Genomic DNA, 26717 nt, shown 5'->3' with positions numbered 1-26717 from the left:
ACAGCGCTGTCCTTCGTCACCACGTAAGGGAGCGCATCGTGACCGATCAGCACGACCACGACGGCCCGGACGCCGCGCTGCGGGCCGACATCCGTCGACTCGGCACCCTGCTCGGGCAGACCCTGGCCCGCCAGGAGGGTCGCCCGCTGCTCGACCTCGTCGAGGAGATCCGCGCCCAGGTCCGCACCGACGCCCCGGCGGCCGCCCAGCGCCTCGGCGGGCTCGACGTGACCACCGGCACCAAGCTGGCCCGAGCCTTCTCCACCTACTTCCACCTGGCCAACATCACCGAGCAGGTGCACCGGGCGCGGGATCTGCGCCGCCGCCGCGCGGTGCAGGGCGGGTGGCTGGACCAGGCCGCCAAGATGATCGCCGAGCGTGGGGTACCGGCCGAGGAGATCGCCAACGCGGCACGTCGGTTGGCGGTCCGACCGGTCTTCACCGCGCACCCGACCGAGGCGGCCCGCCGCTCGATCCTGTCCAAGCTGCGTGCCATCGCCGACGAGTTGGACGCCGAGACGGCCAACGCGATCCTCTACGGCGCCAGCGACGAGGGCCCCGCCAACCGCCGCCTGGCCGAGTTGCTGGACCTGATGTGGCAGACCGACGAGCTGCGGCTCGACCGGCCGGACCCGACCGACGAGGCCCGTAACGCCATCTACTACCTGCGCGACCTGTACGCCGAGGCCGCCCCGCAGGTGCTCGACGACCTGGCCGACACGCTGCGTACCCTCGGCGTGGAAACCTCGCCGACGGCCCGGCCGCTGAGCTTCGGGACCTGGATCGGCGGCGACCGCGACGGCAACCCGTTCGTCACCCCGGCGGTCACCCGCGAGGTGCTGACCATCCAGCACGAGCACGGCATCGCCGCGACCGAGAAGGCGATGGACCACCTGATCAACGAGGTCTCGGTCTCCCGCCGGCTGCGCGGGGTGTCCCTGGACCTGTCCGCCAGCCTCGCCGCCGACCTGGACGCACTGCCCGAGGTGGCGACGCGGTTCCGTCGGGTCAACGCGGAGGAGCCGTACCGACTCAAGGCGCGCTGCGTGAAGGCGAAGCTCGCCAACACCCGGCTACGGCTGCGCCAGGGCACCGTGCACGTGCCGGGGCGCGACTACCGCGGCTCCGCCGAGCTGATCGCCGACCTCGATCTGCTGCGCGCCTCGCTGGCCCGCAACTCCGGGCAGCTCACCGCCGTCGGCCGACTGGCCTCCACCATCCGCACGGTCTCCGCCTTCGGTCTGCACCTGGCGACGATGGACGTCCGGGAGCACGCCGAGGCGCACCACGCGGTGCTCGCCCAGCTCTACGAGGCGGTCGGCGAGGTCTCCGACTACCCGGCACTGACCCGGCTGGAGCGCACCAAGCTGCTCGCCGACGAGCTGACCGGCCGCCGTCCACTGTCCACGGTGGACACGTCGCTGTCCGAGCCGGCCCGCAAGACGTTCGACGTGTTCGGGACCATCCGGGAGGCACAGGACCGGTTCGGCGGCGAGGTGATCGAGTCGTACATCATCTCGATGACCCTGGGCGTCGACGACGTGCTGGCCGCCGTGGTGCTGGCCCGCGAGGCAGGCCTGGTGGACGTGCACAGTGGGCGGGCCCGGATCGGGTTCGTGCCGCTGCTGGAGACCCCGGCCGAGCTGAACGCCGGCGGTGAACTCCTCGACGAACTGCTGTCGCTGCCCGCGTACCGGGCGCTGGTGACCGCCCGGGGCGACGTGCAGGAGGTGATGCTCGGCTACTCCGACTCGAACAAGGAGGCCGGGATCACCACCAGCCAGTGGTCGATCCACCGGGCGCAACGCGCGCTGCGTGACGTGGCCGCCCGGCACGGGGTGCGCCTGCGGCTGTTCCACGGCCGGGGCGGCACGGTCGGGCGCGGCGGCGGGCCGACGCACGAGGCGATCCTGGCTCAGCCGTACGGCACGCTGGACGGCGCGATCAAGGTGACCGAGCAGGGCGAGGTGATCTCCGACAAGTACACCCTGCCGTCCCTGGCCCGGGAGAATCTGGAGCTCACGCTCGCAGCGGTGCTGCAGGCGACCCTGCTGCACACCGCACCCCGGCAGCCGGCCGAGATGTTGGAGCGCTGGGACGCGACGATGGACGTGGTCTCCGAGTCCGCGTTCCGCTCCTACCGGTCGCTCGTCGAGGACCCGGACCTGCCGGCGTACTTCTGGGCGTCCACCCCCACCGAGTTGCTCGGCGCGCTGAACATCGGCTCCCGACCGGCGAAGCGCCCGAACACCGGCGCGGGCCTGTCCGGTCTGCGGGCGATCCCGTGGGTGTTCGGCTGGACGCAGACCCGACAGATCGTGCCGGGCTGGTTCGGTGTCGGCTCCGGGCTGGCCGCCGCCCGCGAGGCCGGCCTGGCCGACGTGCTGGCCGAGATGCACCGCAACTGGCACTTCTTCCGCACGTTCCTGTCGAACGTCGAGATGATGGTGACCAAGACCGACCTGAACATCGCCCGTCGGTACGTGGAGACCCTGGTGCCGAAGAAGCTGCACCCGATCTTCGAGCAGATCGAGCAGGAGTACGAGCTCACCAAGCGGGAGCTGCTGGCGGTCACCGCCTCGCCCGCTCTGCTGGAGAACTCACCGGTGCTCCAGCGCACCCTCGCCGTTCGCGACACGTACCTGGAGCCGTTGCACCACCTCCAGGTGGCGTTGCTGCGGCAGTACCGGGAGTCCGGTGCCGCCGGACGAGCGGTGGCCACCGCCCCGGGCGGTCGACGCGCACCGAGTGACGGCACCGCCCTGGAGCGGGCGCTGCTCACCACGGTGAACGGCATCGCCGCCGGAATGCGCAACACCGGCTGATCAGCTGCCCGGCCCGGCCGGCCCGGCCCGGTCCGGCCGGTCGAGCCGGTCGATCATGGAGTTGTGGTGCCCCGCAAAAGCCGCCTACAGGGGTGAATCGGCCACCACAACTCCATGATCGACGGGCTGGGCGGAGTCAGAAATCTCCGCCACCGAAGTCGCCGCCACCGAACCCGCCGAAGTCACCGCCGGCGTAGTCACCGCCTCCGAAGTCGCCGCCGCCGAAGTCGCCGCCACCCTGGTCACCAGCGCCGAAGTCCTGGTCGCCACCCTGGTCGAACCCGTCGCCGAAGCCCTCCTGGTAGCCGGCGTCGTAGCCGTACCCGGGGTCGGCGAAGGCCGGTGAGAACAGCGCGTCGGCGATCAGGATGCCGCCGAGCACGCCGGCACCGGCGCCCAGCGCCGTCTTCCACCAGGGCGTCGAATACCAGCCGGCCGGCACCGGCCGGCCCTGGTAGCGCCCACCGGGGTAGTAGTAGGGCGTTTCCCGGCCGGGCTGCGGTCCGGCCCGGAAGGTCTGCCCCTGCACGTCGACCTCGCGCTCCTTGGTGAGCTGCCCCACGCCGCGGGCGGCGGCCAGGGCCGGCACCTCGGGGCCCGGGTCAATGCCCAACGCGGTACGTGCCGCCCGGATGTACGCCAACCCTTCAAGCGCGGTCTCCCGAGCCAGACCGAACTGGTGCGGCGTACGCGCCTGCTCCAGCTGCGAGCCGGCCGCGTTGTAGCGCTCGCCGGCATCGGCAAGCGCCTGGCGTACCGCCGGGTCGTCGCCGTGCAGGTTGATCAGCTGACCGCCGAGCCGCTCGTACCACCGTTGCGCCTCGGCGCGCGCGTCGCCGAGCTCGGTGCGGCGGCGGGCACCGGCCTGGGCGCGGATGAGCGCTGCGGCGCCCACCGCGCCGACCAGCACGACCGCGAGGCAGAGCACAAGTTCCATGCCATCGAACGTACCCCGGAGGTCACGTCGCATCCGTCTGGCAAGCTCCGGTGATGGACGTCTCGACGCTGCTCCTGGTGATCGTGTGCCTCGGTGCCGGCGGGGCGGTGGGCTGGCTCGCCGCGCGTTCCCGGTCGGCGGCCGACATCGCCCGCCTCGATGCCACCCTGGCCGCCACCCGCGAGGGCGAAGGCCGGTTGGAGCAGTCCATGCGGGCCCTCAGCTACGAGGCCACCGCGCAGTCCCAGGAGGCGGTGGCCCGGGCGGTCGCCCCGTTGCACGACACCCTGCGCCGCTACGAGCAACGGGTGGCCGAGCTGGAGCACGACCGGGTCGACGCGTACGCCGAGCTGCGCGAGCAGGTCCGCTCGATGAGCACGGTCTCCGGTGAGCTGCGCACCGAGACCAAGCAGTTGGTGGCGGCGCTGCGGGCACCGCAGGTGCGGGGCCGCTGGGGCGAGCACCAGCTGCGCCGGATCGTCGAGGCAGCCGGGATGCTTGAGCACTGCGACTTCGCCGAACAGGTCACCGCCGCCACCGACCAGCAGGTCGTCCGGCCGGACCTGGTGGTCCGGCTGCACGGCGGACGATCGGTGGTGGTGGACGCCAAGGCGCCGTTCGACGCCTACCTGACGGCCATGGAGTCGCGCGACGAGCGCGGCCGGGACACCCACCTCGACGCGCACGCCCGGCACCTGCGTGGGCACGTCGACGCCCTGGCCGCGAAATCGTACTGGTCGGCGTTCGACAGCTCACCGGAGTTCGTGGTGCTGTTCGTCCCCGCCGACCCGTTCCTCGACGTCGCGCTCCAGCGTGATCCGACGCTGCTGGAGCACGCCTTCACGCGCAACGTGGTGCTGGCCACGCCGGCCACGCTCGTCGCCCTGCTCCGCACGGTCGCCTACTCGTGGCGGCAGGAGGCGCTGGCCCGGAACGCGCTCGCGGTGCACACTCTGGCCCGCGAGCTGTACGGGCGGCTTTCCACCCTGGGCGACCACGTGGGCAAGCTCGGGTCGTCGCTGGCCGGTGCCGTGACCGCGTACAACCGGGCTGTCGGCTCGTTGGAGGCGCGGGTGCTGGTCAGCGCCCGCAAGCTCGCCGAGTTGGGCGTCTCGGACGATGAGTTGGCGACGCCCGGGCAGGTCGAGTTGACGCCCCGGCAGCCGCAGGCACCCGAACTGGTCGACCCGGCCGACGAGGTCCCGACCCGCTAGCCAATCATCTGACAGTGCATATGCATGCATGTCACGAAGTGGTCACAAGGGACTGGCCAGTAGTGACAGTGCTCATCGATACACCGAAAGATTTTGCTCACCCATGCGCCCTTGTCCCTGAGGGCCCTGTTCTCTGGAGGAAAGAGAACGTGAGCAAACCCCGAAATTTGGGCCGGCGTACCTCTGCCGCGCTCTTCGCGTCGGTCCTGGCGGCTAGCGCCGTGACCGTCGTGGGTGGTGCCGCCACCGCGGCCGCCGCCCCCGTCACCGCACCGGATGCTTCCCCGGCCACCGCCGCCGAGACGCTGGGCGCTCACGACGCCAAACTGCTCAGCGAAGCCAAGGCGAAGAAGGCCCCGACCGTCACCCTGATCGTCTCCACCGAGAAGGGCGAGGCGGGGGACGTCGCCGACAGCCTCACCAAGCTCGGCGGCACGGTCAGCCAGCGGCAGGACAAGGTCGGCTTCGTGCTGGCCAAGGTCCCGACCGACAAGGCCCTCACGGCGGCACGGCTGCCCGGCGTGTCGGCCGTCGACCTGGACGAGGTCATCCAGCTGCCCGACCCGACCCCGGAGAAGACCCCCGCCGGCACCGCCGGCGCACGGCAGGCCACGGTCGGGGCGCCGGGCGAGGCCACCCGGGCGGACAACCCGTACATGCCGACGAACGAAACCGGCGCGGTGGCGTTCACCGCGGCCCACCCGGAGTGGGACGGCCGGGGCGTCACGATCGGCATCATGGACTCCGGTGTCGACCTGGCCCATCCGGCGTTGCAGCAGACCACCACCGGCGAGCGCAAGATCGTCGACTGGGTGACCGCGACGGACCCGCTGGAGGACGGGACGTGGCGGCGGATGCAGACCCAGGTCACCGGTCCGTCGTTCACCATCGAAGGTCTCGGCACCTGGACGGCACCGGCCGGCACGTACCGGTTCAACCTGTTCAGCGAGTCGGTCACCACCAACAGCGACGCCCGCGGTGACGTCAACCGCGACGGTGACACCACCGACACCTGGGGTGTGCTGTACGACCCGGCCACGAACAACATCTGGGTGGACGCCAACCAGAACCGGAACTTCACCGACGACGCGCTGATGCGGCCGTACAAGGAGAAGTACGACATCGGGTACTTCGGCACCGACAACCCGGCGACCCCGGTCGCCGAGCGGCAGCCGTTCGTCGTCGAGTACCGCAAGAACGTGAACACCGCGCCGATCGGGCTGCCGGGCACCTACGACTACGTCAACATCGGCATCGTCGAGAGCACCCACGGCACCCACGTCGCCGGCATCACCGCCGCCAACGACATGCTCGGCAACGACGCCTTCGACGGCGCGGCCCCGGGTGCCAAGTTGGTCTCCGCCCGCGCCTGCTCCTGGGGCGGCGGCTGCACCGCAGCGGCCCTCACCACCGGCATGATCGACCTCGTGGCCAACCGTGGGGTCGACATCGTCAACATGTCGATCGGTGGCCTTCCGGGCCTGAACGACGGCAACAACGCCCGGGCGAACCTCTACAACGAGCTGATCGAGACGTACGGCGTGCAGATGGTCATCTCGGCTGGCAACTCCGGGCCGGGCCTCAACACGGTCGGCGACCCGTCCGTCGCCAGCAACGTGATCAGTGCCGCCGCCAGCATCAGCAAGGACACCTGGCTGGCCAACTACGGGTCGGTCGTGCGGAAGAAGAACGCCCTGTTCAACTTCTCCTCCCGTGGCCCGCGCGAGGACGGCGGCTTCAAGCCGAACATCGCCGCCCCCGGCTCGGCCATCTCCACCGCACCGACCTGGCAGCTCGGTGCCCCGGTCCCCGAGGCCGGCTACGCGTTGCCCCCGGGCTACGCGATGCTCAACGGCACCTCGATGGCGTCCCCGCAGGCCGCCGGTGCCGGCGCGCTGCTGCTGTCGGCCGCCAAGGCCACCGACCGGGGCGTCAGCCCGGCCGCCCTGCGGCGTGCGCTGTTCACCTCGGCCAAGCCGATCGCGGGCGTGCCGACGTACGCGCAGGGCTACGGCATGGTCAACGTGCCGGGCGCCTGGCAGCTGCTGCGCCAGGGCGTCGAGACCCGGTCGTACGTCTCCGACGCTGCGGTCTGCAGCCCGCTGGCCGACCAGCTGACCATCTGGAACGGCGTGAAGTTCGTGCCGAACCCGGGTCGGGGCACCGGCGTCTACAACCGTTGTGGCGCGTCCGACGGCGGTCACAAGGTCGGGCAGGGCAAGACCTACCCGGTCAAGATCACCCGTACCAGCGGCCCGGCCGGCACCATCAAGCACGATGTCACGTTGCAGGGCAACGACGGCACGTTCAAGGCCCCGAAGACGGTCGCGCTGCCGCTCAACAAGACCGTCACCGTCAACGTGACCGCCAAGCCGACGGCCGAGGGCGCGCACGGCGCGATCATGCGGATCGACGACCCGGCCACCAACGTGGTCGACTTCGAGGTCTCCACGGTGGTGGTGGCCTCGAACGATGTGAAGAAGCCCAACTTCTCGTACACCAACGAGGGCTCGGTCGACCGGAACGGCTTCACGTCGTACTTCGTGACGGTGCCGGAGGGCGCCAAGGCGCTCCAGGTGAACCTGTCCGGGATCGCCACCGGCTCGCAGACCCGATTCATCGCCATCAACCCGCTGGGTGTGCCGGTGGAGAGCACCGCGAGCACCGTCTGCTACACCAACTTCTCCGACGTCAACGTCTGCAAGCCGCAGGAGCGTGACTACCAGAACCCGCTGCCCGGGGTCTGGGAGATCGAGGTGGAGTCGCGGCGGACCTCACCGGCGCTGAACAACCCGTTCAAGCTCCAGGCGCGGGTGCAGGGCCTGACGGTCGAGCCGGAGCTGGTCGAGCTGCCCAGTGTCGAGGCCGGCGAGCCGACCAACGTGAGCTGGGACGTCACCAACACCTTCGGCCCGGTCTCGGTCAGCGGCCGGAGCGGCGCGCTGACCGGCGTGCGCACCGAGCGTCCGACCATCACCGAGGGCGGCCCCAACCAGGAGTGGACCGTCGAGATCCCGGCGGGCACGTCGACGTTCACCGCCCGGATCGGCAACCCCGCGAACGCGGGCGCCGACCTGGACCTGTACGTCTACCGAGGCACCACCGAGGTCGGTCGGGCCGCCGACGGCGACTCGGAGGAGGCGGTGACGCTGACCAACCCGGCCGCGGGCACCTACCGCGTCGTGGTGGAGCCGTACGGGGTCGACGGGCCGGGCACCAGCACCGCGTACGACTACTACGACGCGTTCGCGTCCGCGTCGCTGGGCACGATCACCGCCCCGGCAGTCGCGGTGCCGCTGATGCACGGCGAGTCGACCACCATCACCGGCACGGTGACGGCGGTGGCCGTTCCGTCCGACGGGCGTCAGCTCTCCGGTGAACTGGCGATCGTCACGACCGAGGGTGCGATCGTGGGTCGCGGCACCGTGTCCATCGGCGCCGTGAACTGATCGTTCGGTAACACCAGCAGGAGCCCGTCCCCAGGATCGGGGGCGGGCTCCCGCTTGTCGGAGCGAGCGATCAGGACCGGTGGGCGGCCGACACGACGAACGGGGTGCCCTGTTGGCAGGTGGTCATCATGCCGGGCTCGACCCGACCGGTGACCTCGACCCGCGCACCGGGCGTCAGCACGTCACGCGGGCCGCCGAGGAGCAGGTAGCCGTCGAGCAGCACGCAGTTGGGCTCCACGCCGGCCTGCACGGTGCCGCTCAGGGTGGTGGCGCCGACTCCCGGGGGCGTGCTGGGGCCGCCCGGCTTCGGGGGCTTGGGAGTCCCCGGGCCGGAGGTCGGGGTGGGGTCGACGGTCGACGGCGAAACGGTCGGGTCCGGCGTGGGCGAACTGGTCACCGGCTGCGCTCCCGTCGGGGTCGGGGTGGGTGTGCCGCCGCCGGCGTCCTGGCTGCCACAGGCGCTCAGCGCCACGCAGACGGCCAGCACGGAGCCGGCGAGCCGAAGAGTCCTCATGCCGAATCTGACGTACGCGGGGTCGGGTTGGTTCCCGCGTTCAGCCGCGCGCCGCGGCGGCCTTCATGTCCCGCCTCAACTCCTGCGGAAGCGAGAACGTGAGCCGCTCGTTGGCGGTGGTGATCTCCTCGACGTCGCCGAAGCCTCGGTCGGCGAGGTAGGTCAGCACATCCTGGACCAGGTCGTCCGGGACGCTCGCGCCGGAGGTCAGGCCCACCGTGGTGGCCCCCTCCAGCCAGGCGTCGTCGATCTCGTGGGCGAAGTCGACCAAATGACCGGCACGGGCACCCGCGTCCAGGGCGACCTCGACCAGGCGAACCGAGTTGGAGGAGTTGGTCGAACCGACGACGATCACCACGTCGCAGTCGGCGGCGATCTCCTTGACCACGTGCTGCCGGTTGGAGGTGGCATAGCAGATGTCGTCGCTGGGCGGCGACTGCAGCAGTGGCAGCCGCTGCTTGAGGCGGGCCACCGTCTCCAGCGTCTCGTCGACCGAGAGCGTGGTCTGGGAGAGCCAGACCACCTTCTCCGGATCACGGACGGTGACCTTGTCGGCGCCGTCCGGGCCGTCCACCAACTGGATGTGCGCGGGGGCCTCGCCTGCGGTGCCGATGACCTCTTCGTGCCCCTCGTGACCGATGAGCAGGATGTCGTAGTCCTCGGCGGCGAACCGCTTCGCCTCGTGGTGCACCTTGGTGACCAGCGGGCAGGTCGCGTCGATCGCCTTCAACGAACGCGCCCTGGCCTGCTCGTAGACCTCGGGGGCCACGCCGTGCGCGGAGAAGATGACGGTGGACCCCTCCGGCACCTCCTCGTTCTCCTCCACGAAGATCGCGCCCTGGGCCTCCAGGGTCTGCACGACGTGCTTGTTGTGCACGATCTGCTTGCGCACGTAGATCGGGGCGCCGTAGAGCTTGAGCGCCTCCTCGACGGTCTGCACCGCGCGGTCGACGCCAGCGCAGTAACCACGGGGCTTGGCCAGGAGCACGCGCTTGCCGGTCCGGGGGGTCGCCTCAGCCTCAGTCACCCACCCATCCTACGTGCCGTCCCCTCACCCGCCACCGCACCACAACCCCACCCCGGCCCGCCCCCAACCTCGTTGATCATGAAGTTAGCGGCGCGACACGCCGACACGGAGGGCGATAACTTCATGATCGACGGGTCGGATGGGCCGGGTCGTAGGGTGGGCGGGTGAGTATGGGTGAGGGGGCAGGCGCGGGGGCGGGAGCGCGAAGCAGCGCCGAGGAGCCTTGGCCGGTGCGGGTGGTCAGCCAGAAGGTGGGGGCATGGATCGCCAAGCTGGGCTGGGTGTGGGTGGACGGGCAGGTCGCGCAGATCAGCCGCCGCCCCGGAGCCAGCACCGTGTTTCTCACCCTGCGTGACCCGTCGGCGGATCTGAGCCTGACCGTCACCACCAATCGGGACGTGCTGGACGCCGGCGCGCCGGAGCTGCGCGAGGGTGCCCGCGTGGTGCTGCACGCCAAGCCGGAGTTCTACGCCGCCCGGGGCACACTGAGCCTACGGGCCGACGAGATCCGCCAGGTGGGGCTCGGGGAGCTGCTGGCCCGGCTGGAGAAGCTCAAGAAGCTGCTCGCCGCCGAAGGGCTCTTCGACAGGGCCCGCAAGCGCCGACTGCCGTTCCTGCCCGGTCGCATCGGCCTCATCACCGGTCGCGCGTCGGCGGCCGAGCGGGACGTGCTGACCAATGCCCGGCGGCGCTGGCCCGCTGTGGAGTTCCGCACTGTCAACGTCGCCGTGCAGGGCCCGTCCGCCGTGCCGCAGATCGTGGACGCGCTCAAGGTGCTGGACGCCGACCCGAGCATCGACGTGATCATCATCGCCCGGGGCGGTGGCGGCATCGAGGACCTGCTGCCCTTCTCCGACGAGGCGCTCTGCCGCGCGGTGTTCGGCTGCCGTACGCCGGTGGTCAGCGCGATCGGCCACGAGACCGACGCGCCGCTGATCGACTACGTCGCCGACGTCCGCGCCTCCACCCCGACCGACGCGGCCAAGCGGGTAGTCCCCGACCTCACCGAGGAGGTACGCCTCATCGGCCAGGCCCGGCACCGTCTCGAACGGGCGGTCCGCAACCTGGTGGACCGGGAGACCCACCGGCTCGACGGGCTGCGGTCCCGGCCGGTGCTGGCCCGTCCGCAGGTGATGGTGGAGCAACGGGCGACCGAGCTGACCGCGTTGCGCCAGCGGGCCGGCCGCTGCCTGGAACACCGGCTCTCCGCCGCCGACGACGAGCTGCGGCACACCCTGGCGCGGCTGCGCGCACTCTCCCCCGCCGCCACCCTCGACCGGGGGTACGCGATCGTGCAGCGCGCGGACGGCCACGTGGTCCGCGCGGCGGCGGAGGTCGGCAAGGGCGACCCGCTGCGGGTACGGCTGGCCGACGGCGAGCTGGCCGCCACGGTCGAAGGGTGAGTGGCGACACGGTGAACTGGGTGAGCGGCGACGCGGTGACCTGGGTGAGTGGCGACGCGGTGGCCCGGCTGAGCACCGACCCGGCGTCACGGGTGAGCGGCAACGCGGTCGAACGGCTGAGTGGCGACGCGGCGGCCCGGCAGGCGGTGTGTTGAGATGGACGCGATGACTGACGACACGAAGGCCGGGCCGGACGAGCGGCTCAGTTACGAGCAGGCCCGCGCCGAACTGGCCTCGGTGGTCGAGCGGCTGGAGGCCGGCGGCACGTCCCTGGAGGAGTCCCTGGCGCTCTGGGAGCGTGGCGAGGCGCTGGCGGTGATCTGTCAACGCTGGCTGGACGGTGCACGGGCGCGGATCGACGCCGCCCGGCAGGACCCGGCTTCCTGACTGTCACCAGGGCGACCAGAGCGCCAACACGGTGAACACCGCCGACGCCCGGAAGTTGCGCGGATGTCGGGCTTGGCGAACAGCGATCGCGGGTGGGGCGGCCGGAGCCGCCCCATTCGCGTACGTCAGCTGAACAGGTTGTACAGCTCGGTCGGCGCCTCGACGACCTGGTCGGCCGGCGGCTTCTGCGCGGCGGTGGCGGCACCGTAGTCGGAGTACGTCATCCGGATCTCCCGGGCGGTGGTCTGCCCGGAGGCCGGCAACTGCAGCACAAGTTCGCTGAGTCGGCCCTGCGGGTCCACCTTCGCGGTGAACGGGACCGTCTTCGCCTGGGTGCCCAGCGCGGCGATCGTGGCGGCGTTCAGGGAGCCGGCCTCGGCGGCCTTGGTGACGTCGATGGTGCCGGCGTACGCGCCGGTGCCGGTGCTGCGTACCTCGGTGATGCCCTGGGTCAGCACCGCGCTGCCCGCCGGGTCGACCTTGTCGAAGTCGAAGCCGAGGTTGCGGTTGCCCTTGATCCGGGCCTGGTCCAGGTGCTGGTACTTGCCGAGGTTGAGCTGCTTGATGGCCGGCAGGCTGTTGGCGGTGGGGCCGCTCAGCTCCAGCTTGACCCAGCTGTCCGGCTTGTAGTGGATCACGTCGAGCTTCATCGCCAGGTCGGACGAGGGACCGCCGATGGCGATCTTCATGGCGGCGCTCTGGCTCGGCTGGTGCACCTGCCCCTCCACCGTCGAACCGACACCGGCGAGGGCGAACCGGAAGTTGCCGTTGCTGATCTCCTTGGTGGAGTCGAGCAGGGCCTGCTTGGCGTCACCCGCGACCGGGGCCCCGGACGGGCTCGCCGTGCCGGACGCGGTCACCGTCGGGGTCGCGGTCGAGCCGGCGGTGCCGGTGCCACCGCTGGCGCAGGCGGCCAGGGCGGGCGTGATCAAAGCGGCGGCCATCAGGCCGGCGCCGAGTCGTCGGACAGTCATACGTGTCTCCCAAGAGGGTCACCCGACGACCTGGGCGGCGCCGGAAACCGGGCGACGCAGCAGCACCGTCGGCTGCGTCGCGCGATCCGGGCCGAGCAGCGCGCCCGGATCACTCCCTCTCTGTTCCCTGTTGACGCGTCGGACAATCACCCTTCTGTCCGATTGCCGGTGCGCGACCCGCGCCGAGTGCCTCCGAGAGGCGGGGTCGGGGCGGCGTCGGGCCGCCCCGGCCCCGTTCCGACTACTTGAACATCTCGTACGTCTCGGGCGACGCCTCGACGATCTTGTCAGCCGGCGGCTTCTGCGCGCCGGCACCGGTTCCGTAGCCCGAGTAGCCGATCTTCACCTCGTGCGCGGCGGTCTCGCCGGCCGCCGGCACGGAGATGACCAGTTCGGTGAGCCGGCCCTGCGGGTCCAGCTTGGCGGTGAACGGCAGCGCCTTCGCCTGTGCGCCCAGAGCCTTGACGACGTCCTCGTCCAGGGCGACCGAATCGGCGACGGCCGAGATGTCGATCTTGCCGGCGTAGGCGCCCTCGCCGGTCTTCTGCACGTCGGTCACGCCCTTGATCAGCGCGTCGCTGGCGATCGGGTCGAGCGACTCCGGATCCAGCTGCAGATCCTCGATGCCCTCGGCCTTGGTCTTGTCGAGGTGCTGGTACTTGCCCTTGTTCTTCGCCACGGCAGGGATGGCGCCGGCCAGGGCGCCACCGAGGTCCATCTTCACCCAGCTCTCGGAGTCGATGTAGACCAGGTCCATGTCGATCGACATGTCCTGCGACGCGTCGCCGAGCTTCATCTGGAGCTGCGCACTGTTGCTGGGCTTGTGCACCAGACCGCCACCGGTCATCTCGGCACCGGCCACGGTGAAGGTGAAGTCACCCTTGGCCAGTTCCTTCGTCGAGGCGAGCATTGCCTCCTTCGGGTCGGCCGGGACCGCTGGCGCGGAGGGGCTCGCGCCGGCGGTCGGCTCGGCGGCGTCGGACTTGCACGCGGCCAGGCCGGGGACGAGCAGGGTGGCGGCGAGGAAGCCGAAGCTCCACCGTCGAATGTTCACGAAGATCTCACTTCGAAGCAGGGGGGAATGTCCGGCGGCGACACCTGCCGGACCTGAGCCGGGGCAGCCTAACGGATCTTCATTCTCGCCGACGTCCGCCGATCGGTGGACTCCCCGTCAGCGCAGCGAGCCGGCCAACTCGCGCAGCTCGTTGTCCCGGGCATCGCCGACGACGATCACCGTACGGCTCGGCTCCAGCAGGACCAGCGCCTGCTGGTTGTCCCGGGCGGTGTAGCGCTGCCAGTTGCGCCCGGCCAGCTCGGTGGGCCCCTGCGGCTGGGCCTGGTCGGTCAACTCGGCGGGGAGCAGCCGCTCCGCCGCCACGTTGCTCTGCAGGAGCTGGACTCCCCGCCCCTCCGGGGTGAGGTAGCCGAGCCGCAGGTTGGCACCGCCCTCGACGGTCTGGTAGCGGGCGCTGACCGTCGACCAGTCGGAGCCGAGCCCTTGCGGCTGGCTCACCGGAAACACGTTCGCCGACCGGGCCTGCTCGATGGCCGGGGCCGGATCGACGGTGGTCGGCTCGTCACCGCCGAGAAAGCCCCGGTAGAACGCCAGCAGCAAGGCGATCGGGACGAGCAGCACCAGCAGCGAGATCGCCATGTCCTTCGGTGAGCGCTCGGACTTGCCGGACACCATCCGCGGGGGCGGCGTCGGATCGGTCGCGGCGGGCTCACCACCGGAGCCGGTGGGGACGTCGACCGGCGGCTGACCGTCGGGCGGCGTGCGGTCGGCGGGGTCGCGGTCGGCTGGCTGTGCGGGTTCCACCCCTCCATCTTCGCAGCCGCCCGACCGGCGGTATCCGGGCCATCACCGCCCCGCGCCGACGCCGGGTCGGCCATCGTGTGAGGATCAGCGACAAAGCCGGCAGCGGGGACCGCCCCGCCACCGGTCGTCCCCGCACCGTCGCGAGGAGGAGCAGCCGTCATGACGAACACCAGGACGCGGATCCCACAGGATCTCGACCGAAACCTCGCCCTCGACCTGGTACGGGTCACCGAGGCAGCGGCGATGGCCGCCGGTCGGTGGGTGGGCCGAGGCGACAAGGAGGGCGGCGACGGCGCCGCCGTCGACGCGATGCGCAAGCTGATCAACTCGATCCAGATGCGCGGCGTGGTGGTGATCGGCGAGGGTGAGAAGGACAACGCCCCGATGCTCTTCAACGGCGAACACGTCGGCGACGGCACCGGCCCGGAGGTGGACGTCGCCGTCGACCCGGTCGACGGCACCACCCTGATGAGCAAGGGCATGCCGAACGCGGTGGCGGTGCTCGCCGTCTCCGAGCGGGGCGCGATGTTCGACCCCAGCGCCGTGTTCTACATGGAGAAGCTCGCCGTCGGCCCGGCGTACGCCGACGTGATCGACATCAACGCCGGGGTGGCCGAGAACCTACGCCGGATCGCCAAGGTCAAGGGCACCGACGTCTCCGAGGTGACGGTCTGCGTGCTGGACCGGAGCCGCCACGACGACCTGGTCGCGCAGATCCGCCGGACCGGGGCGGGCATCCGGTTCATCTCCGACGGTGACATCGCGGGCACCATCGCGGCGGCCCGGGGCGAGTCGGACGTCGACGTGCTGATGGGCATCGGTGGCACCCCCGAAGGCATCATCTCCGCCTGCGCGCTCAAGTGCATGGGCGGCGCGATGCAGGCCAAGCTCTGGCCGCGCGACGACCAGGAGCGGGAGAAGGCGATCGCCGCCGGGCACGACCTGGACCGGGTGCTCGGCACCGACGACCTGGTCACCGGGGACAACTGCTTCTTCGTGGCGACCGGGGTCACCTCGGGTGACCTGCTGCGCGGGGTGCGCTACCGGGCCGGCGGCGCGTACACCCAGTCGATCGTCATGCGGTCGAAGAGCGGCACCATCCGGGTGATCGACTCGTACCACCGGCTGGAGAAGCTGGCGCTCTACTCCGCGGTCGACTTCGACGGCCGGCCGCTGGCCGAGCAGGAGTGACGAACACCGACACGGCGGCCCCGCGGGTCCTGTCGGCCACCCGCCGGATCACCGGCGTCGCGCTGGCATCGGTCTCCGGGGTCGCGGTGGCGGTGCAGTCGCGCATCAACGGCGAGCTGGGGGTACGCCTCGCCGACGGTTTCGCCGCCGCGGTGGTGTCCTTCGGCCTGGGCCTGGTGGTGCTCCTGGTGCTGGTGCCGGCCACCCCCGGCGGCCGGCGCGGCCTGGTCGCGTTGCGGCGTGCGCTCGCGATCGGTGCGTTGCGGCCCTGGCAGTGCCTCGGCGGGATGTGCGGGGCGTTCCTGGTGGCCACCCAGGGCCTCACCATCGGCTCGCTGGGCGTGGCCGTCTTCACCGTGGCGGTGGTGGCCGGTCAGAGCGGCAGCAGCCTCGCCGTGGACCGGGCGGGGATCGGGCCGACGGGCCGGCAGCCGGTCACCCGACAGCGGCTGGCCGGTGCGGTGCTGACCGTGCTGGCGGTCGTCCTGGCGGTGGGCGACCGGCTGGAAGACCCGGGCACGCTGGCGCTCGCTCTGCTGCCACTGCTCGCCGGGGTGGCCATCGCCTGGCAACAGGCGGTCAACGGACAGGTCCGCGCGGCGGCCGACAGCGCGTTGACCGCCACCCTGGTCAACTTCGCCGTGGGCACTGTCACCCTGCTCATGGCGTTCGCGATCGACACGGCGGTACGCGGTTGGCCCACCGGGCATCTGCCCACCGAGCCGTGGCTCTACCTGGGTGGTCCGATCGGCATCGTGTTCATCGCGATCGCGGCGGCGATCGTGCAGTTCACCGGGGTGCTGCTGCTCGGCCTGGCCACCATCGCCGGGCAGATCGTGGGCGCGGTCCTGCTGGACCTGCTGCTGCCCACCGCGGCCTCACATCCCGGTGTGAAGACCCTGCTCGGGGCAGCGCTGACCCTGGTTGCCGTGCTGGTCGCCGCGCTCGCCCCACCAGCCCGTCGCTGACCATCAACCGTCAGGGGCGGGGGTCAGGGCGGCGGGACGTGCTGGTGCGGTCGGGGCGGGTACGGCGGATAGGGCACGTACGGCGGATAGGGCGGGTTGGGCAGGTAGGGCGGCCTGTTCCGCCGGCCACGCGTCAGGGTCGGGTCGACCAGCCCGGAGGTCAGGATGGCCAGCAGCAGGCCCGGCAGGGTGGCCAGCAGGGCCAACGACACTGCCGTCCGGGTGTCCGGTGGGTTGCCGCCCACCCAGCCGATCAGCGGCACTCCGGCCAGGAGGACGGTGAACACGAGGCCGACCAGCATCCAGCCGACCCAGCGCGTCGTCGCGCCCTCGTACCAGGCGCGGACGGACACGACGACGGCCGGTGCGATGCCTACCGCCAGGGTGGCGGCCAACATGAACGACACCCCGAGGATGTCGTCGCCTCGGTACCAGAACGCCGTCAACGCGAGCCCCGCGAGCAGCATCGGCAGACCGCCGACGAATCCCCACCAGCTCCCGCCACCCGCACGGCGGACGGCCAGAGAACTCGCCACCAGGGTGACCAGGGCCCCGAGGCCCATGGCGAGCACGACGGCGAGCAGCAGATCGAACGATCGGGTGCGAGGGCTGCTGCCCTCCAGCCTGGGCAGGGCCTCCCCGTGGATCGCGCTACGGCCATCCTCAAAGAGGAAGCCGTCTCGCTGCCATTCCCCGTTCGGCAGGCTGCGGAGGAAACCGTCCCGACCGTTGGCGACCAGCACCTCGTGGCCGCCACCGTCGCGGGGATAGACGATCAGCTCACGGGAGGCGAAGTGGCGACCGATGTCACCCGGGTTGGGTGACTGGCGGCCCAGTGCCTCGCGCTGCCCGTCCGGCACCTCCCAGGCCACCCGCCAGGTCACACCGGCGTCGTCGCTCTGCTCCACCCGCAGGTGCCCGGTGACCACCCGGTAGCAGTGGCGGGCATCGTCGGGTGCGCAGGCCTGCCGGCGCGGCGAGTCCTGGTGGTTCAGTCGCTGCTTCTCGTCCTCGGTGGCCGCTCGCCAGGTGGCCCCGCCGCTGTCGCTGACCGCCCACGCCCCGTCCGACGGACTCGTCGGCCAGTTCTGCGTGCTGTAGCCGCTGCCGACCGAGATCGCAGGCTTGTCGTTGAGCATCGCGGTTCCCAGGGCGTAGGGGTACCAGACGGCGCTGGTGGCGGCCACGGCCAGCACCGCCGGTGGTAGCACCACGAGCATTCGGGCCAACCGCGCGGCCCGTTGCCGCACCGGCCGCTCGCGGGCCCGCGTCCAACTCCACCACGCCAGGCCGAGGGCCGGCACTGTGAGCAGGTCGGTCCAGTCGGCCCGGACCAGCGACGGTCCGGCCAGCACGGTCCAGGCCGAGGAGGCGAGCTCGGCCGCGTACCCGCTGGATTTGACGACAGCGAACCCGGCGCCCACCGCGACCAGACCGGCCACCGCGGCGATCCGGGCCGGCAGTCGCGGCACCAGGAGGGTCAGCAGCACCGCGACCAGCGGCGGAGCGAGCACCAGCCCGGCGACGTCACTCAGCTTGCCGGTCAGCAGCCCGGGAAAGGCGGGCTTCAACACGTGGTCGTTGACGACCAGCAGGACCAGGGCGAGCAGCGTGGTGGGGTGGCAGAGCCAGGACAGTGTCGTCGGTGCACCGTCGAGCCGCGCCTCGGGACCGGTCATTCCATCAGGGTCGGGTGAGCGGATCTCGGTCCGGCTACGGACCGGTCTGCTTCCGGTACCGACGGTCAGCCGGCGTCGGAGGAGTGCCCGGGGAAGAGGTGCGCGCTCGGGTCGATCGCCACTGCCGCGTTGTTGACGGCTGTCGCGGCCTCGCCGAAGCCGGTCGCGATCAGCCGGACCTTGCCCGGGTATTCGGTGATGTCACCCGCCGCGAAGACCCTCGGCAGGTTCGTCGCCATCGCGCTGTCCACCAGGATGTGCCGGCGGTCCAGCTGGAGCCCCCACTCGGCGAGCGGGCCCAGGTCGGCGGTGAAGCCGAGTGCCGCCACCACGATGTCCACCGGCAGCGTCTCGGCCGCGCCGCCGCGCACGGTCACCTCTGCGCCGGTCACCGCGCCGTCGCCGAGCAACCGGCTGACCTCGGCGTTGACCACCACTCGCACCGGCAGCGACAGCACCCGGGCAACCGTCGAAGCGTGGGCCCGGAACTTCTCCCGCCGGTGCACCAGGGTCACCGAACGGGCCAACGGTTGCAGCGCCAGCGCCCAGTCGAAGGCGGAGTCACCGCCACCGACGATGAGCACGTCCCGGCCGGCCAACTCGGCGGGCTCGGTGACGAAGTAGACGATGCCGGTGCCGGGCGCCCCGTCGGCGCACGGCAGCGGCCGAGGGCTGAAGCTGCCGAGCCCGCCGGTGATCACGACCGCGCCGCAGTCGAGCTGCTCGCCACCGGCCAGGCCGAGCACCGGGCGGCCATCGGAGTACGAGAGCTTCTCGGCGCGGGTGCCGAGCAGGTACTGCGGATGGAAGGGGGCTGCCTGGGCGACCAGGTTGGCCACCAGGTCGCGGCCCTTGACGGCGGGGAAACCGGCCACGTCGAGGATCAACTTCTCCGGGTACATCGCGGTGACCTGACCGCCCGGCTCCGGCAGCGCGTCGATCACGGCCACCGACAGGCCCCGGAACCCGGCGTAGTAGGCGGCGAAGAGACCGGCCGGACCGGCCCCGATCACGGCGACATCGACCTCACGCATGGCGTACCGTCGCTTTCCGCTTACGGATCAACGCTTGCTGATCTCGACCGTAGGCGGGCGGCGGCGGTCGGGCAAGCACGTCCCAGAGGCGCGCCGAGGAATCGGTCAGGGCAGGCTGAGCGTGGAGCCCGAGTAGTCCGGCCCCTCCACGGTCGGCCGCCGTCGCCGGAACAGGATCGCCGCGACGACCCCGCCGAGCAGCCCGAACAGGTGGCCCTGCCAGGAGATCCGCTCGTCGGTGGGGAGGATGCCGACCAGTTGCCAGCCGTAGAGCAGGCCGACCAGGAGGACGACCGCGAAGTTCCACCAGCTCCGCTCGACGATGCCCCGGGTGAGCAGGATGCCGAGGTAGCCGAAGATGACGCCGCTCGCGCCGACCACCACCGAGTTGGGCGAACCGGTGAACCAGACGCCGAGACCGCTGACCAGGATGATGACCAGCGTCGACCAGAGGAACCGGCGGGCTCCGGCGGCCAGGACGAACGTGCCCAGCAGGATCAGCGGGATGCTGTTGCTGTAGAGGTGGTCGAAGCCGTGGTGCAGGAACGGGGAGAAGAAGACGCCGTCCAGCCCGTCGATGCGTTGCGGGATGATGCCGGCCGTGGCGTCCAGGCCGAACGCGAGACCCTGGTCGGCGGCCTCGATGAGGAAGAGGAACGGGACCACCGCGCACATGGCGACGAAGGCCCGGCCGAGCGCGGCGTAGAACGCCTCGGTGCCGAACCGGTAGGGGTCGCCGTTTGACGGGTGCAGGGTCACCGTACAACTGCTATCAGCAAAAGCGTCCGACCGCCACTCGCGTCCCGTTCGGAGTACGCGCGAAGGCGGGGCGGGTGGAGAGCCACCCGCCCCGCCTTCGAGAGCCGTCAGTAGTGGTTGTTGTTCTGGAAGTAGGTCCAGGCGCCACAGGGCGTCTTGTACCTGCCCTTGATGTAGCTCAGCCCCCACTTGATCTGGGTGGCCGGGCTGGTCTGCCAGTCGGCACCGAAGGCGCTCATCTTGTTGCCCGGGTACGCCTGCGGGATGCCGTACGCACCGGACGAGGAGTTGCGGGCCTTGTGGTTCCAGCCGCTCTCCTTGTTCCAGAGCTTGTCCAGGCAGGGGAATTCGGCAATGCCGAAGCCAGCGTCGATCATCAGCGCGCAGCCGATCTTGCGGTTGCCGCTGTACTCCTCGCAGGACGCCGGAATCGGCCCGTCGTACGGCTTGGCGGTTGCGTTGGCCGCATCGCGCTCGCGCTTACGGGACGCCGCGGCGGCCTCGGCCTGACGGGCCCGCTCGGCGGCCTCCTTGGCGGCCTGCGCCGCGCGCAGCTTGGCCTGGTATTCGGCGGCCCGCTGCTGGGCGAACTTCACCTGGTGGGCGGCCTGCCGCTCGCGCTGGTACGCGAGATCGGCCCGGTCGACCTCCTGGCTGACCTGTTCGGCCAGGCCCTGTTGCTGGGTTTCCCGGTCTTCGCCCAGGTAGAAGCCGCCGGCTACGCCCACGGAGAGCAGCGCCACGGCGGCAGTACGGGCACCCAACCGGCTCCACAGCCGACTCACGAAGTGGTCCCTTCGTCGGGGGCAAGGACGCGGCCCGGCGCAGGCCCCAGGTGGGCCGTCAGCCGTGCCACGAGCGCCCCGACCGGTTGCCGGTCGCGCCGACGCACCGACCGCCGCCGATGTCGGCCCCACTCGGGACTAACGATCACCAGCGATGCGCATGGTGCGTGGACGCTCGTGGGACACGATTGCGCACAGTGAGGCCGATGGGAAACCAACCGCCCTCTTTGTGATCTGTGCCACATCTAAAATGTGGACAAACTCCCCCAAATGACGATCAGATCGGGATGTCTTCCAGCAGATCGGTCACCATCGCGGCGATCGGCGAACGCTCCGAACGGCTGAGCGTGACGTGCGCGAAGAGGGGATGGCCCTTGAGCGCCTCGATGACGGCGGTGACGCCGTCGTGCCGGCCGACGCGCAGATTGTCCCGCTGGGCCACGTCATGGGTGAGCACCACCCGGGAGCCCTGCCCGATCCGGGAGAGCACTGTCAACAGCACCCCGCGCTCCAGCGACTGGGCCTCGTCCACGATCACGTACGCGTCGTGCAGGCTGCGCCCCCGGATGTGGGTCAACGGCAGCACCTCGAGGATGCCCCGAGAGGTGACCTCCTCCAGCACGTTCTCGTGCACCACCGCGCCGAGCGTGTCGAAGACCGCCTGCGCCCACGGCGACATCTTCTCCGACTCCGAGCCGGGCAGGTAGCCCAACTCCTGCCCGCCGACGGCGTACAGCGGGCGGAACACGATCACCTTCTTGTGCCGACGGCGCTCCATCACCGCCTCCAGCCCGGCGCAGAGCGCCAGGGCCGACTTGCCGGTGCCGGCGCGGCCGCCCAGCGAGACGATCCCGATCGACTCGTCGAGCAGCAGGTCGAGCGCTATCCGCTGCTCGGCCGAGCGGCCGTGCAGCCCGAACGCCTCCCGGTCACCCCGGACCAACCGGACCGACTTGTCCGGGAGCACCCGACCGAGTGCCGAGCCACGCCCCGAGTGCAGCACCAGGCCGGTGTGGCAGGGCAGCCCGGCCGCCTCGTCGAGGTCGAGCGTCTCACCGCCGTACAGCGACCCGATCTGCTCCTCGGTCAGCTCCATCTCGGCCATGCCGGTCCAGGTCGGGTCGCTGGCCTGCCCGTGGCGGTACTCGTCGGCCCGCAGGCCCACCGAGGCCGCCTTGACCCGCAGCGGCATGTCCTTGCTGACCAGGGTCACCTCCCGCCCCTCGGCGGCGAGGTTGAGCGCGACGGAGAGGATCCGGGCGTCGTTGCTCTCGGTACGGAAACCGGGCGGCAGCACCCCGTCGTCGGTGTGGTTCAGCTCCACCCGCAGGGTGCCGCCCACGTCGTTGGCGGGCACCGGCGTGTCCAGCCGGCCATGCCGGATGCGCAGGTCGTCGAGCATCCGCAGCGACTGCCGGGCGAACCAGCCCAGCTCGGGATGGTGCCGCTTGCCCTCCAGCTCGGTGATGACCACCAGTGGCAGCACCACCTCGTGTTCCGCGAACCGGTGGAACGCCGCCGGATCGGAGAGCAGCACGGACGTGTCCAGGACAAAGGCCTGGCCGGCTGGTCGCGGCTCCTTGGGGTCGGCCGGCGCGGCGGCCGCCGTACGGCGGCTCCTGGTGGCGCGGCGGGTCGTGGCAGTCGCGGCCGGGCTCTGGTCGGCACCGGCGGTGGTACGGCGAGTCGTCACAGGCCTGCTCCGACGGATGGGCACCCGCCACCCGTGTTCCGCCTCCTCCGGTGCCCGGGGACACGGGGTCGGATGCGGAACCCCGTGCGCGAGGTCGCAGATCCGGGCGGACCGGCTGGCTCGGGAGAACCCCGTGCCATGCCTAGACGCTAGCCCCGCCGGACCCTCTCGGCTAGAGGTCGGACGTGGATCTCCCGAGACAGGTGTGTTAACGCCCGTTCACCGAGGCACCTACCAGCCGTAAGGCACTGCGGCGGAACCGGCCGGGATGCATGCCCCCTGCGCGCATCCCGGCCGGTGGGGCCACCGTCACCGGTCTGACGTGGCCCCGACGGTGCGTGTCCGCCGCGGACGACGCACCGCGTTCCTGGCGTCGGTCGGCGGGGCGGCGCCCGCCAGCCGACCTCAACCGGTACGGCGGACGAGCGTGCCGGTCGGGTGCCGCCCGGTGATCGGGGCGGCCGGCTCGGTGAACGACGAACCGGTGTACGTGGTGCCCGGCCGTGTGGCGACGGCCGCCGAGCGGGCCACGCTCGCCGGCGCGACCGACAGGGCCGAGGCGATCGCCGCCTGGGCGTCGCGTCGGCGCCTGTTCCAGGCACCCCGGTCACCGTCGAAGTAGCCCTGCCGGTAGCCGAAGCGGTAGCCGATGCGGTAGCTGAGCTGCCCGTGCAGGCGGCCGGCGGCGTAGCTGGTGGCACCGAGCACCACAACGAGGAAAACCGCGAGGAACGGGCTCATCGGGCAGCTCCGGCCCCGCTCGGACGCGGCGTCATCGCTCCTCCGGCTCGATCGTGGTGGGATCCGCGACGAGCAGCCGGTCCAGGTCGTCGGTGCTGACCTCCTCGACCAGCTCGACGCTGATCCGGCAGCCGTCGAGCACGACCTCGGCCACCGAGGAGCGGCGGATCTCACCGCCGGCGTCGTAGACCCGGACGCTCAGCTCGGGGCAGCCGAGATGGGTACGCCAGGCGTTCCACTCGGCGCGATCGCCGACGCTCAGCGACAGGTAACGGCAGCCTCGGGCGAGGTAGAGGCGCCAGGGGGCGGTCAGCCCCGAGGACACCCCCTCGGCGATCAGCCCGAAGGCCTGGGCGCGGGTGGCGAGCTCGGTCACCACACCCCCTCGGCACCGGGGGCGTGACGCATGTGAGCACCAGTCGTCTCATGCACGTGACACACCGTAGATTGTCCCATGGACGTGACAGTATCAGCTTTTCGTCCCCTTACGTTGACCACTACGGGCATCTATTCTGCCCGCGTGACACCCCTCAACAGCGACATCGAATCGTTTACCGGAAACCCGAAGGTCCCGTCACGTCCGCGTGACAGTGGCGAGCCGGGGCGCGCGCTCGGCACCGGCTGGCCGTACGGTCACGGGGTGACCGAGACGGCCAATGCGCGGAAGATCGCCTTCGCCACCTTCGTCCGGCGCGCCCTGGACGAGGCACGGGCGACCCGGGCCTGGAGCGGGACCGAGGTGTCCCGGCGTACCGGCGTCTCCCGACAGACCATCAACCGGTGGGTCCGGGGCGACTGGGCCAGCGACCCGGAGGCCGAGCGGGTGGTCGCCTTCTGCGAGGGCCTGGGGTTGAACCCCGCCGCCGCCTTCGCCGCACTCGGCTGGGACCGCGCCGCGGCCGGCCCCCGAACGGGTCAACCCGCCCCTCCGATGGACCCCGACGTCGAGGCGTTGCTGCGCCGACTCGTCGATCCGAATGTGTCGGACGCGGAGAAGTTCCACATCCGCGAAACCATTAGATACCTCGCATATCGCCCAACGTTGCCGGTCGATGTCCGAAAAAGGGGCAATCAGGCAGGGTAGTTCCTCAGATAGCGAAAGAACGCCTGGTCAGGTTCATTCGTTTACCTCCGGGGCAGGAACGGGCACGCTAGCGTCCCTACTCGTACTGCTTGGGCTCGTCATCGGCGGGGGGACGGGACAAGGCCGAACCCAGCCCTGCGGGACAGAAGGAGGGGTCTGTCCATGACCCTGAAATGGTTGGCAGTCGTGGTCGCGACGGTGTCGATGACACTGTGGGCGACCGGCAACGCGGTGACTTTCGCAGTCGATGGCGGGCAACTTCCGCTGCTCGTCAATCTCTTCGTGCTCATCGCCGCCGGCACCGCGGTCGTCCTGGCCGTCGTCGCCGAGCTGCACGAGCGTCTGAACGACCGGATCACCGCCCTCACCGAGTTCCTGGTGGCACGGCTCAACGAGATCGAGAACCACACCGGTGATCGCAACACCGGCTTCGTGGAGGGTTACCTGCTGAGCCACGGCCAGGAGGCGGCGGTGGTGCCGTTCGGCCGGCGCGGACGGGGGGCCGCCGAACGCTGATCGCGTACCGCCCAACGGGTCCGCTCGGCCAGGAATGAGCCCCGATCGCCGGGGTACGCTGACGCGCGTGCCGCCGTTGAATCTGGGCAACCAGCAGCCGAGAACCCCGTTGAACGCCGACCAGGCCTGGCAGACCACCGCCAGCCGGGCGGCCGGGACCGTGCTCTTCTTCGACTTCGACGGCACGCTCGCGCCCGTCGACGACGATCCGACCGCGGTACGCCCGGCGCCCAAGGCGCTGGCCGCGATCGAGGCGTTGGCCCCGGTCGTGCAGCGGGTCGCGATCGTGTCCGCCCGACCTGTCGAGTTCCTCCGGGATCAACTCGGCGGGCTCGCTGGCGTGGACCTCTACGGCCTCTACGGGCTGGAGCACAGCCACTCCGGCGGGGAGACCGTCACCGAGCCGGCCGCGCTGCCCTGGGTACCGACCATGGCGGAACTGGCCGACCAGGCTCGGGCGGAGCTGCCACCCGGCACGCTGGTCGAGTACAAGCGGCTCTCCGTGGCGTTGCACTGGCGCACCGCCCCGCAGCTCGGCTCCACCGTGCAGCAGTGGGGGGAGGCGCAGGCCGACCGGCTCGGGTTGCGGGTGCAGGCCGGGCGGATGGTGCTGGAGCTCAAGCCGCCAGTGGACCGGGACAAGGGCATGGTCATCGGCGAGGCGATCAAGGGCGCCAGCGGCGCCTGGTATTTCGGCGACGACGTCTCCGACATCAAGGCCTTCGCCGCGCTGCGCGCCCGCGCCGCCGCCGACCCGGACTTCCTCGGCGTCTGCGTGGCGGTGGCCAACCCGGAGACCGGTCACGAGGTGGCGAACGCCGCCGACCTGACGATCGAGTCGCCGGCCGCCCTGGGCGACTTCCTCACCCGGGCACTGACCCACCTGCCCTGACCAGCCGGGCTGGCGACGATCGCGTGGCCAGCCCGCTCAGGCGCCGTAGCGGCGTTGCCTGGTGGCGTACGAGCGAAGCGCCCGGAGGAAGTCGATGTGCCGGAAATCCGGCCAGTTGAGTTCGCAGAAGTAGAACTCCGAGTGCGCGGACTGCCAGAGCATGAAGCCGGACAGACGCTGCTCGCCGCTGGTGCGGATGACCAGGTCGGGGTCGGGCTGGCCACGGGTGTAGAGGTGCTCGGCGATGTGCTCGACGTCCAGCACCTCGGCCAACTCCTCGATAGTGCCGCCCGAGGCGGCATGCTCCAGCAGCAGCGAGCGGACCGCGTCGGTGATCTCCCGGCGACCGCCGTACCCCACCGCGATGTTGACCTCCGCGCCGCCGCTGCGTTCCCGGGTGCGCTCCTCGGCGCCCTTGAGGGCCGCCGCGGTCTGCGCCGGCAGCAGGTCGAGCGCCCCGACGATGCGCAGCCGCCAGGGGTTGCCCTCCTCCGCCAACTCCACCACCAGGTCCTCAATGATCTTGAGGAGTGGGTCCAGCTCGCTGGCCGGACGGCGCAGGTTGTCGGTGGCCAGCAGATAGAGGGTGACGTGCCCGACGCCAGCCTGGTCACACCAGCCGAGAACGTGCTTGATCTTCGCCGCGCCGACCCGGTGCCCGTCGTTCGGGTCGACGAAGCCCATCTCCTTCGCCCATCGGCGGTTGCCGTCGCACATCACCCCGACATGGCGGGGCACCGGCTTACCGGCGAGCTTCGCCGTGAGCCGGCGCTCGTACACGGAGTAGATAAGGTTCCGCAGCGTCATCACCTAGCAGCGTAGCGAC

At 71.1% G+C, this 26717-nt stretch carries 25 protein-coding genes; 11 read left to right on the top strand and 14 right to left on the bottom strand.

What is annotated here, in order from left to right; all coding sequences use genetic code 11:
• Positions 1–38: 38 nt before the first annotated feature.
• Complete coding sequence (gene ppc / locus O7614_RS06130; RefSeq protein WP_278137508.1) at positions 39–2825, top strand: phosphoenolpyruvate carboxylase; 2787 nt, start codon at positions 39–41, stop codon at positions 2823–2825.
• 136 nt (positions 2826–2961) lie between these two features.
• Here the strand turns inward: ppc and O7614_RS06125 are convergent, their stop codons facing one another.
• Positions 2962–3762, bottom strand: coding sequence for a hypothetical protein (locus tag O7614_RS06125; protein WP_278137507.1), 801 nt, complete (start codon positions 3760–3762; stop codon positions 2962–2964).
• 53 nt (positions 3763–3815) lie between these two features.
• Here O7614_RS06125 and O7614_RS06120 point away from each other — a divergent pair, with 53 nt between their 5' ends.
• Together O7614_RS06120 and O7614_RS06115 are read left to right on the top strand one after the other, a co-directional pair.
• On the top strand, positions 3816–4976 hold the full coding sequence (locus O7614_RS06120) for a DNA recombination protein RmuC (protein ID WP_278137506.1): 1161 nt from the start codon (positions 3816–3818) through the stop codon (positions 4974–4976).
• 149 nt (positions 4977–5125) lie between these two features.
• Positions 5126–8425: a S8 family serine peptidase gene (locus O7614_RS06115; protein ID WP_278137505.1), complete on the top strand. Its 3300-nt coding sequence runs from the start codon at positions 5126–5128 to the stop codon at positions 8423–8425.
• A 70-nt stretch (positions 8426–8495) separates the two neighbouring features.
• Here the strand turns inward: O7614_RS06115 and O7614_RS06110 are convergent, their stop codons facing one another.
• The gene (locus O7614_RS06110; protein WP_278137504.1) at positions 8496–8939 is read right to left on the bottom strand and encodes a hypothetical protein; all 444 of its coding nucleotides are present in this window, start codon (positions 8937–8939) and stop codon (positions 8496–8498) included.
• 40 nt (positions 8940–8979) lie between these two features.
• Positions 8980–9966: a 4-hydroxy-3-methylbut-2-enyl diphosphate reductase gene (locus tag O7614_RS06105; protein WP_278137503.1), complete on the bottom strand. Its 987-nt coding sequence runs from the start codon at positions 9964–9966 to the stop codon at positions 8980–8982.
• Positions 9967–10136: 170 nt separating this feature from the next.
• On the opposite strand from O7614_RS06105, the gene xseA reads away from it, so the two are divergent.
• Genes xseA through O7614_RS06090 form a run of 3 tightly spaced genes read left to right on the top strand, consistent with a single transcriptional unit; the run spans position 10137 to position 11756 of the window.
• Positions 10137–11369: an exodeoxyribonuclease VII large subunit gene (gene xseA / locus O7614_RS06100; RefSeq protein ID WP_278142168.1), complete on the top strand. Its 1233-nt coding sequence runs from the start codon at positions 10137–10139 to the stop codon at positions 11367–11369.
• Positions 11366–11524, top strand: coding sequence for a hypothetical protein (locus O7614_RS06095; protein ID WP_278137502.1), 159 nt, complete (start codon positions 11366–11368; stop codon positions 11522–11524). Before xseA ends, O7614_RS06095 begins: the two co-directional genes overlap by 4 nt.
• A 10-nt stretch (positions 11525–11534) precedes the next feature.
• A complete protein-coding gene (locus tag O7614_RS06090; protein WP_234584122.1) occupies positions 11535–11756 on the top strand; it encodes an exodeoxyribonuclease VII small subunit in 222 nt (73 codons plus the stop codon).
• Positions 11757–11881: 125 nt separating this feature from the next.
• On the opposite strand, the gene O7614_RS06085 is transcribed toward O7614_RS06090, so the two are convergent.
• The 3 genes from O7614_RS06085 to O7614_RS06075 all read right to left on the bottom strand — a co-directional run bounded on the left by O7614_RS06085 (position 11882) and on the right by O7614_RS06075 (position 14549).
• The gene (locus O7614_RS06085; RefSeq protein ID WP_278137501.1) at positions 11882–12730 is read right to left on the bottom strand and encodes a hypothetical protein; all 849 of its coding nucleotides are present in this window, start codon (positions 12728–12730) and stop codon (positions 11882–11884) included.
• Positions 12731–12971: 241 nt separating this feature from the next.
• Positions 12972–13784: a hypothetical protein gene (locus tag O7614_RS06080; RefSeq protein WP_278137500.1), complete on the bottom strand. Its 813-nt coding sequence runs from the start codon at positions 13782–13784 to the stop codon at positions 12972–12974.
• A 117-nt stretch (positions 13785–13901) separates the two neighbouring features.
• A complete protein-coding gene (locus O7614_RS06075) occupies positions 13902–14549 on the bottom strand; it encodes a DUF4245 domain-containing protein (RefSeq protein ID WP_278137499.1) in 648 nt (215 codons plus the stop codon).
• A gap of 159 nt (positions 14550–14708) precedes the next feature.
• Here O7614_RS06075 and glpX point away from each other — a divergent pair, with 159 nt between their 5' ends.
• A complete protein-coding gene (glpX, locus tag O7614_RS06070) occupies positions 14709–15740 on the top strand; it encodes a class II fructose-bisphosphatase (protein WP_278137498.1) in 1032 nt (343 codons plus the stop codon).
• Positions 15737–16708, top strand: coding sequence for a DMT family transporter (locus O7614_RS06065; RefSeq protein ID WP_278137497.1), 972 nt, complete (start codon positions 15737–15739; stop codon positions 16706–16708). The genes glpX and O7614_RS06065 overlap by 4 nt, the downstream gene beginning before the upstream one ends.
• A gap of 23 nt (positions 16709–16731) precedes the next feature.
• Here O7614_RS06065 and O7614_RS06060 read toward each other — a convergent pair whose 3' ends face one another.
• From O7614_RS06060 to O7614_RS06030, 7 genes are all read right to left on the bottom strand, one after another.
• Positions 16732–18387: a hypothetical protein gene (locus tag O7614_RS06060; RefSeq protein WP_278137496.1), complete on the bottom strand. Its 1656-nt coding sequence runs from the start codon at positions 18385–18387 to the stop codon at positions 16732–16734.
• Positions 18388–18452: 65 nt separating this feature from the next.
• Positions 18453–19421 carry an NAD(P)/FAD-dependent oxidoreductase gene (locus O7614_RS06055; protein WP_278137495.1) on the bottom strand — a complete coding sequence of 323 codons (969 nt, stop codon included), beginning with the start codon at positions 19419–19421 and terminating at the stop codon, positions 18453–18455.
• 105 nt (positions 19422–19526) lie between these two features.
• Positions 19527–20180, bottom strand: coding sequence for a rhomboid family intramembrane serine protease (locus O7614_RS06050; RefSeq protein WP_278137494.1), 654 nt, complete (start codon positions 20178–20180; stop codon positions 19527–19529).
• Positions 20181–20287: 107 nt separating this feature from the next.
• The gene (locus O7614_RS06045; protein WP_278137493.1) at positions 20288–20965 is read right to left on the bottom strand and encodes a lytic transglycosylase domain-containing protein; all 678 of its coding nucleotides are present in this window, start codon (positions 20963–20965) and stop codon (positions 20288–20290) included.
• 277 nt (positions 20966–21242) lie between these two features.
• Positions 21243–22658 carry a PhoH family protein gene (locus O7614_RS06040; protein WP_278137492.1) on the bottom strand — a complete coding sequence of 472 codons (1416 nt, stop codon included), beginning with the start codon at positions 22656–22658 and terminating at the stop codon, positions 21243–21245.
• Positions 22659–23063: 405 nt separating this feature from the next.
• The gene (locus O7614_RS06035) at positions 23064–23399 is read right to left on the bottom strand and encodes a hypothetical protein (RefSeq protein ID WP_278137491.1); all 336 of its coding nucleotides are present in this window, start codon (positions 23397–23399) and stop codon (positions 23064–23066) included.
• Positions 23400–23430: 31 nt separating this feature from the next.
• Positions 23431–23775 (bottom strand): hypothetical protein, encoded by a 345-nt coding sequence (locus O7614_RS06030; RefSeq protein WP_278137490.1) that lies wholly within the window; start codon positions 23773–23775, stop codon positions 23431–23433.
• 264 nt (positions 23776–24039) lie between these two features.
• On the opposite strand from O7614_RS06030, the gene O7614_RS06025 reads away from it, so the two are divergent.
• From O7614_RS06025 to otsB, 3 genes are all read left to right on the top strand, one after another.
• Positions 24040–24483 (top strand): XRE family transcriptional regulator, encoded by a 444-nt coding sequence (locus tag O7614_RS06025; RefSeq protein ID WP_278142167.1) that lies wholly within the window; start codon positions 24040–24042, stop codon positions 24481–24483.
• Between the two features lie 162 nt (positions 24484–24645).
• Entirely contained in the window at positions 24646–24999 is a 354-nt protein-coding gene (locus tag O7614_RS06020) for a hypothetical protein (protein WP_278137489.1), read from the top strand.
• 67 nt (positions 25000–25066) lie between these two features.
• Positions 25067–25891, top strand: coding sequence for a trehalose-phosphatase (gene otsB, locus O7614_RS06015; protein ID WP_278137488.1), 825 nt, complete (start codon positions 25067–25069; stop codon positions 25889–25891).
• A 36-nt stretch (positions 25892–25927) separates the two neighbouring features.
• On the opposite strand, the gene O7614_RS06010 is transcribed toward otsB, so the two are convergent.
• Positions 25928–26698, bottom strand: a complete 771-nt coding sequence (locus O7614_RS06010) for an isoprenyl transferase (RefSeq protein ID WP_074316799.1) — start codon at positions 26696–26698, stop codon at positions 25928–25930.
• Positions 26699–26717 lie beyond the last annotated feature (19 nt).

Source organism: Micromonospora sp. WMMD961, assembly GCF_029626145.1.
GTDB lineage: Bacteria > Actinomycetota > Actinomycetes > Mycobacteriales > Micromonosporaceae > Micromonospora.
Note: the sequence above shows the minus strand (reverse complement) of the source record. Positions and strands in the feature narration are given on the sequence as shown.